Origin of the sequence: Chitinophaga oryziterrae, from assembly GCF_009758125.1 — a bacterium.
Classification (GTDB): domain Bacteria; phylum Bacteroidota; class Bacteroidia; order Chitinophagales; family Chitinophagaceae; genus Chitinophaga; species Chitinophaga oryziterrae.
In genome coordinates, this window is sequence record NZ_WRXO01000006.1 from 73,606 (window position 1) to 80,910 (window position 7,305).

General features: G+C 44.6%; 1 protein-coding gene. It reads right to left on the bottom strand.

Features of this window, described 5'->3' with window-relative positions; translation table 11 throughout:
- Positions 1-16 precede the first annotated feature (16 nt).
- Positions 17-7,288 carry a non-ribosomal peptide synthetase gene (locus GO495_RS20175; protein WP_157301533.1) on the bottom strand — a complete coding sequence of 2,424 codons (7,272 nt, stop codon included), beginning with the start codon at positions 7,286-7,288 and terminating at the stop codon, positions 17-19.
- Between the last annotated feature and the right edge of the window lie 17 nt (positions 7,289-7,305).

Below are 7,305 nucleotides of genomic sequence, written 5' to 3' on the forward strand. Positions count from 1 at the left end.
GATGATGTTTTGTATACTATTTAGTTACATAAGGTAGTATAGCAGCAGCCAGTAACGCTGCGCCCGGTGATTTTACAATACTGTTGTGATCTCCGGGTATTGTAAAGGATATACTGCTGTGAGCATACTGCTTCCATTTCCGGATATCCTCTTCGCTATATTCACCTGACGAGGCCTGAATCAGTAACAAAGTTGCCTGAATATTTCCATGTACCTGGTAAGGAATCATTATGCTCGCCAATTCCAGGTCAAGTACGCGTAATGCCAAAGACAAGGACTGACTGCTTTCTGCTATATGGGTAGTGATAGTGCTCCTGATTAAATCTGCTGCTGCTGTAAGGGATATTCCTTTGTCAATATTGCGTAGTACACTTATCCATGCAGGTGCCGGAGAAGGAATCAGTTGATGTTCTGATAGATAAAACAACATGCCATCAATTAATTGATCTGCCAGCGGTTGCAGCTGCTGCAAAGATTTGCGTGCATCCGGAGGGGTATCTATAAAAACGGCCCATTGAACTATTTCCCCGGCCGCCTCTAGTTGCTGAATAATTTCATAAGCTACAAAACACCCGAATGAATGAGCTATGAAGCGATACGGACCTGCAGGCTGCTGTGTTTTAATCCAGGTAATATGCTGTTGTGCGATAGCCTGCATCTCATTCATTGGTTGTTCGTTTTCATATATCCCCATCATCTGTAATCCATATACTGTTCCCATTTTACTGAATCCTTTTGCCAGCGCTGCATATCCTTCGCTTGCACCACCTGATCCGGGCAAGAGGAAGACAGGGGCAGCAGCGCCGCTTGCAAGCGGCAGTATATGTGGAGAAGTTTGGGTTATTACAGGTATACTATTATCTCCCAGGAAATCTGATAATGCTTTAATCGTAGGATGATCAAATATATCGCTGACAGCGATGTTAAGCCCCAGACTTTTTTTGATAGCTCCAATTAATGATATGGTCAGCAGAGAGTGACCTCCAAGTGTAAAGAAGTTGTCGTATATGCCTATCCATTCTACTTCCAGCACCTGTTTCCAGATTTTTGCCAAAGCAGCCTGCAGCATAGTTTGTGGTGGAGTGTATTGATCCTGCTGCAGCTGATCCGGGCCTGGAAGTGCCTTCCTGTCTACTTTGCCGTTATTGGTCAATGGGATGGCTTCCAGTAAGATAATATGATCCGGAACCATATAGTTAGGCAAATGTTTTTTTAGATGATCCAGGAGTTTTTCTTCTGCAAAAACACCGGAGCATGTAACATATGCGATGAGTTTTTGCTGCGCCGCTATTACCACCGCCTGGTGAATGTCAGGCGATTGCTGCAATACATGAACAATTTCCGCTGGTTCAATGCGATAGCCCCGTATCTTCAATTGTTCATCGATACGTCCTAAGTAGGCAAGATTGCCATCTGGTAACCATTTACCAAGATCACCTGTGCGATATATTTTTTCCTGTCTTTGCTGCCGGAAAGATGCTGTGATGAACTTGTCAGAGGTAAGTTCCGGGCGATGCAGGTATCCTTGTGCAAGGCCAGCGCCTGCAATGCAGATTTCTCCGGGTATGCCGGGGGGAACTGGTTGCCCGTTGCTATCCAGGATATAGATATTGATCTGATCAATAGGTTGACCAATATGAATGACCGTATTGTCCGTGACCTGGAAGACATACGTTGTACAGCCTACCGAGGCTTCTGTTGGCCCATATTCATTTACAATTGTTGTGGGTGAATTGATCAGAAAGTTTACATGCGCAGGCAACAATGCTTCTCCTCCTATAACCAATGTAGCAGCAGGGCATTTTTCTTTTCGCTGTTGCATAGCAGTGTGCAGCAATGGCAAATGCGCTGGAGTCAGTTTAATAAAGTCATAAGGCGCATATTCCCAAAACAAGGGATCTTCAAATACGGTAGACTGCGGATAATTGCTGATCGCAACAGCTTTACCTGCCAGCAAGGGCATAAACAAGGCTGTGATAGCTGCGTCAAATGTATAGGATAGATGTATGAAACTGCCATTATCACTGCTTTCCCGGTTGATGTAACTGGTTTTTTCGTTAGTGATATAGTGTAACAGATTAGCATGGCTGAGCATAACACCCTTGGGGATACCTGTACTACCGGATGTATAGATCACATAAGCCATATCTGCAGGTCCCGGGTTTTCGTTTATATGCTCATGTGATACTATACCTTCTTCCACTGTAATATATTTTATTGTTACAGGAAGCTGCCTGGCGGAGCTGTTGTTGCAGAGTATCAATCTGGCAGCAGTTTCCTGCAGTATATGTGTGATGCGCGCGGCAGGAAAGGTGGTGTCTATAGGCACAAATGCAGCACCTGCTTTCAATACTGCCCATATTGCTATCACCATATCTATGCTTCTCTCCAGATACAAGGGTACCATATCGCCTGTTTGAATTCCCTGTTGGCGGAGGTGTGCAGCCAGATAATTTACCTGTTCATAGAATTCAGCATAGGTTAGCGAAGTATCTTTTGCAATCAGGGCCGTTGCCCCGGGTGTTTGTTGTACCTGAACAGCTAATAGTGATAATACCGTATGGTTGTTTGAGTTAGTGTCTGTGTAATTCTTTTCAGCGAGTAACTGTTTCTTTTCTGCAGCAGTTAACAACGGCAGGTTGCCGACAGGCATTATTGGGTCCTGAACTATGCCTGTCAGCAATACCTGGTAGTGCTGCATCATGCGTTCCATAGTATCAGCGAGCCATAAATCACTGCGGTATTCTACACTAAATACGAGTCCTTCCCGGGTTTCGAGTACAGACCAGTTAATGTCAAACTGTGTGGTATCCCGCAATACCGGCAAACCTTCCAATGCAACGTTGCCTAGCTGCAAGTCTGGGGCCACAGGCAAATTAGGCATTCCGAAAATAACCTGGAACAGTGGGTGCTGTACTGTATTTCGTTCCTCTACTACTGCTTCTACTATTTTCTCAAATGGCACATCCTGGTGCTCAAATGCTGATAAAGTAACCTGTTTTACCTGTTGCAGCAATGCTGTAAAAGTAAGATGATTGTCCAGCTTTGTTCTTAATGGAAGGGTATTGATGAAAAAGCCGATCAGGCCTTCCAGTTCCTGTTGCTGACGTCCGGCAGCGGATGTACCCACACAAATATCCGTTTGTCCGGAATAACGATATAGGAGTACTTTAAATGCAGCCAGTAAAGTCATGAACACAGAGGCCCCCTGCGATTGTGATAATTCTTTGATAGCGGTGGTTAATGTTGCAGGTAAAAGACAGGTACAGGCAGCACCGGCATTGCTTTGTATCGCAGGACGACTGAAATCGATGGGCAACTGTAACGTGCTGCATGTTTTTAATTGATCCTGCCAGTATGCTAGTTGTGATGCCAGCTTTTCAGCGGTGAGACAGGAACGCTGCCACAAAGCAAAATCTGCATATTGTAATGGCAAATTCGGTAAGGGGGAAGGATTACCTTCTGCTAATGTTGCATATAAGGTAGTAAGCTCCTGTACCAGGATGCCGGCAGACCACCCGTCTGCCGCAATATGATGTAGGGTAAGTATCAGCGTAAAACTTTCCGCTTCATTTATTACCAGGTGGGCACGTAACATATAATCGGCAGACAGATCAAAGGGTTGGTTGATAAGCGTCCGGATATTTTCTTCAGATAACGGGCCATTGATAGTAATCAGCTGCCACTCTGCAGTTGTCCGGATTACCTGTGTTGCCTGCCCGTTTACTGATCTGATAACAGTACGTAATACCTCATGCCGGGATATAACGGTACGTATTGCATTTTCCAGTACAATCAGATCTAATGATCCTTTCAACTTCAAAATGGCAGGCATATGGAATTGTACGCTGCCGCTCAGTTTATCAATAAACCACAACCTTTCCTGGTTGAAGGAAAGGGGAATATTTACAGGCCGCGTGCTGGCGGAAATCAATGGTACAATTTCCCCAGGTACTTTCTCCGATATAACAGCAGTCAGTTGTTCAACAGTAGGATGAAGAAATAATTCCTTTACAGACAAAGTAATGGATAATTCTGTACGAACAGCGGCGGTCACACGCATGGCCAGTAAAGAATGCCCTCCCAGTTCAAAGAAGTTATCATGGATGCCTATACGATCCACTCCCAGTAAATGCTGCCAGATTGCTGTAAGTGTTACGGCAATGCTGCCGCTGGGAGCTACATACTCATGGCTATTTATGTTTGTCGTATTAACGGGCAATGCGGATTTATCTACTTTACCATTGGCATTAAGCGGAAACTGGTCCATGGTGATAATAACGGCTGGAATCATATATGCCGGAAGACGCTGTTGCAGAAACGACTGCAGTTGTATGCTGTCATAATCTGGTTTGGGTACCACATAACCCAGGAGTTGTTTTCCTGCATTGGGGTGATCGTGTACGATGACCAGTGCTTTTTCAACAGCAGGAAATTCCCTTAACACACTTTCTATTTCTCCGGGTTCAATACGATGGCCTCTTATTTTCACCTGATCATCCGCACGCCCAAGAAAGACAACATGACCTGCTTCATTCCATCGTGCAAGATCACCGGTTTTATAAAGCCGTTCGCCTGGTATAAATGGATGGGGAATAAATGATTTTGCTGTCAGCTCCGGACGGTTCAGATACCCGCGGGTAGTCCCTGCTCCACCTACATATAGTTCGCCTGTTATCCCTGGGGGTACCAGCTGTAGATAATGATCAAGAATATACGCAGTCCGGTTATTTAAAGGGATTCCTATGGGGGTATGATCTGTTAATCCATGAATATCTATGCGGTAACTTAAAGAAAATGTGGTATTTTCAGTTGGGCCATAAATGTTGCTGATGGCGATCCCGGGACAAGAGGCAATTACTTTGGCCACATGTTTTTCCGACATTTTTTCACCACCAGTCAACACAGCATCCAACCCGGAAAAAATGCTGATATCTGTGTCTGCCAATTGATTGAACCATCCTGTTGTGAAAAACATTTTATTTACATGATGTACCTGTAATGTAGTTTTCAGAACATTAATATCCAGCAGCTCATCTTCTCCGCTCAGCACAAGTTTGCCACCATTTAGTAAAGTGCCCCAGTATTCAAACGTGGTAGCATCAAAAGCAACGGAACCTGCGGATAAAATGGCATCGGCAGGAGTGAGGGTAATATAATTGGGTGCATAAATCAAACTGGTTACATTACGGTGTTCCACCTGTACCCCTTTGGGACGGCCTGTGGAACCGGATGTATACATGACATATGCCAGGTCTTCGGGCTGTATTAAGACAGACAGATTTGTTTGTTGTAATGGAGAAAAATCAATTTCATCTGTACAAATAATAGTAGTGGTTTCCGCAATTGTTTTAAATCTGTTTGCATAATTACTATGGGTAATACTCATTGTATTGTTTAAATCCGATAATACAAAGCGGATGCGGTCATCCGGCCAATTGGGATCTATTGGTGCATATGCCCCACCTGCCTTAAGTATGGCTATTAGCGCTACTATCATATCCAGCGACCTGGGCATGCACACAGGAATAAAATGGCCGGTCCGGACACCTCGCTGTTGCAGGTAGACAGCCAGTTGTGAGGACCGGTTATCCAGCTGCCGGTAACTGAGTAATTTTTCGCCTTCAGCTACAGCAATATTATCCGGGTACCGCGATACCTGCAACTGTAACAGATCAATAATGGTGGAATCGGCCGGATAAGGAACAGCTGTATTATTGAAATCGTAGAGCAGGATTCTCTGTTCATCGCAGCTTATCATAATTAACCGGTCTATGGGCATTTCTGGGTTTTCAATGATTGAGCGCAGCAGCTGTTGATAATGCAATGCCATCCTTGAAATTGTGGATGCTCTGAACAGATCGGTAGCGTATTCGAAACTTCCGTTGATAATATTTTCGGCTTCCTGAAGAGAACAGGTAAGGTCAAATTTGGCAGTTGCAGGATCACCGTTTTCATGGGTTAGTGTCACGTCACCTAACTGAATAGTCTCCACTGCAGGAGTATTCTGAAGGGCAAACATTACCTGGAAAAGCGGACTTCTGCTGATATCACGTTCTTTAACCACTGCTTCTACAATTTTTTCCACTGGTACATCCTGGTGATCAAATGCGGCAAGTGTGCTGAGTTTTACATCCTGTAGTAATTGATTAAATGACTGATCGGGATTTACAGTGTTGCGTAATACAAGTGTATTGACGAAAAAACCCACCAGTCCTTCTAATTGGCGGTGCTGCCTTCCGGCAATAGGGCTGCCTACACAAATATCTTCCTGATGGGTATAACGGTACAGTAATACATTGAATGCAGCCAGCATGGTCATGAATAAAGTAGTTCCCTGTTGCCGGGATAGCTGTTTCAATTGTGCGGTAGTATCATTGTCTATTGTAAAATGATGCACAGTACCGTTGAACTGCTGTACAGCAGGTCTTGCGAAGTCCACAGGTAGTTGCAGTGTAGCTGTTCCCATCAGCTTTTTTTTCCAGTAGGATAGTTTCTCCGCTAATACTTCATCTGTTAGTTTTTTCCTTTGCCACAGGGAAAAATCTGCATACTGGATACCTGATATGGGTAATTCCACCGCAGTACCATGTATGCCGGCGTTGTAAAGTGTAACCAACTCATTCACAATGATAGCAGCGGACCAAGCATCAGCTGCGATATGGTGCAGTGTAATGACGAGTATATGTTCTGTATCGCTAAGTCTGATAAGTCCGGCTCTAATTGGCTGCTCAATGGCCAGGTCAAATGGGGTGGAGGTGAGCTGTGTGATCTCTTGCTGCAACCATTCGCTGTCATTTCCGGCGGGTGCCGTGATAGACCGTAGCAACGAGGTTGTCGGCGGCAGGATGTGCTGATAGGGCAAACCTGCATTTTCCTTAATCACAGTTCTTAATATCTCATGCCTGACTATAATTTGCTGTAGAGATGCAGCCAGTATTGCTGCATCCAGGATTCCATTGAGCCTTAGTACAACAGGAATATGATAGGGTACACTTCCTTCCAGTTGGTCTATAAACCATAGCCTTTCCTGATTGAAAGATAACGGTAACCTGCTATCCTGGTTACGGGGCTGAGCCGGAATGTTGTTGCCGGACATACCTGATTCCCGGAAATATGTCAGGAGTGAGGCTTTGTGAGAACGTAGCTCTTCCAGCAGTGTTGGATCAATGATCAGATCCTTATGGACCTGTACCAGCAGTTCCTCTTTTTCATACACAATACTAATACCACTATTGTTAGCCCTGTTGAGTAAATTGATAGTATCGGTTAATTGATGATCGTTCATGGGCTTGGCTTTTTAAC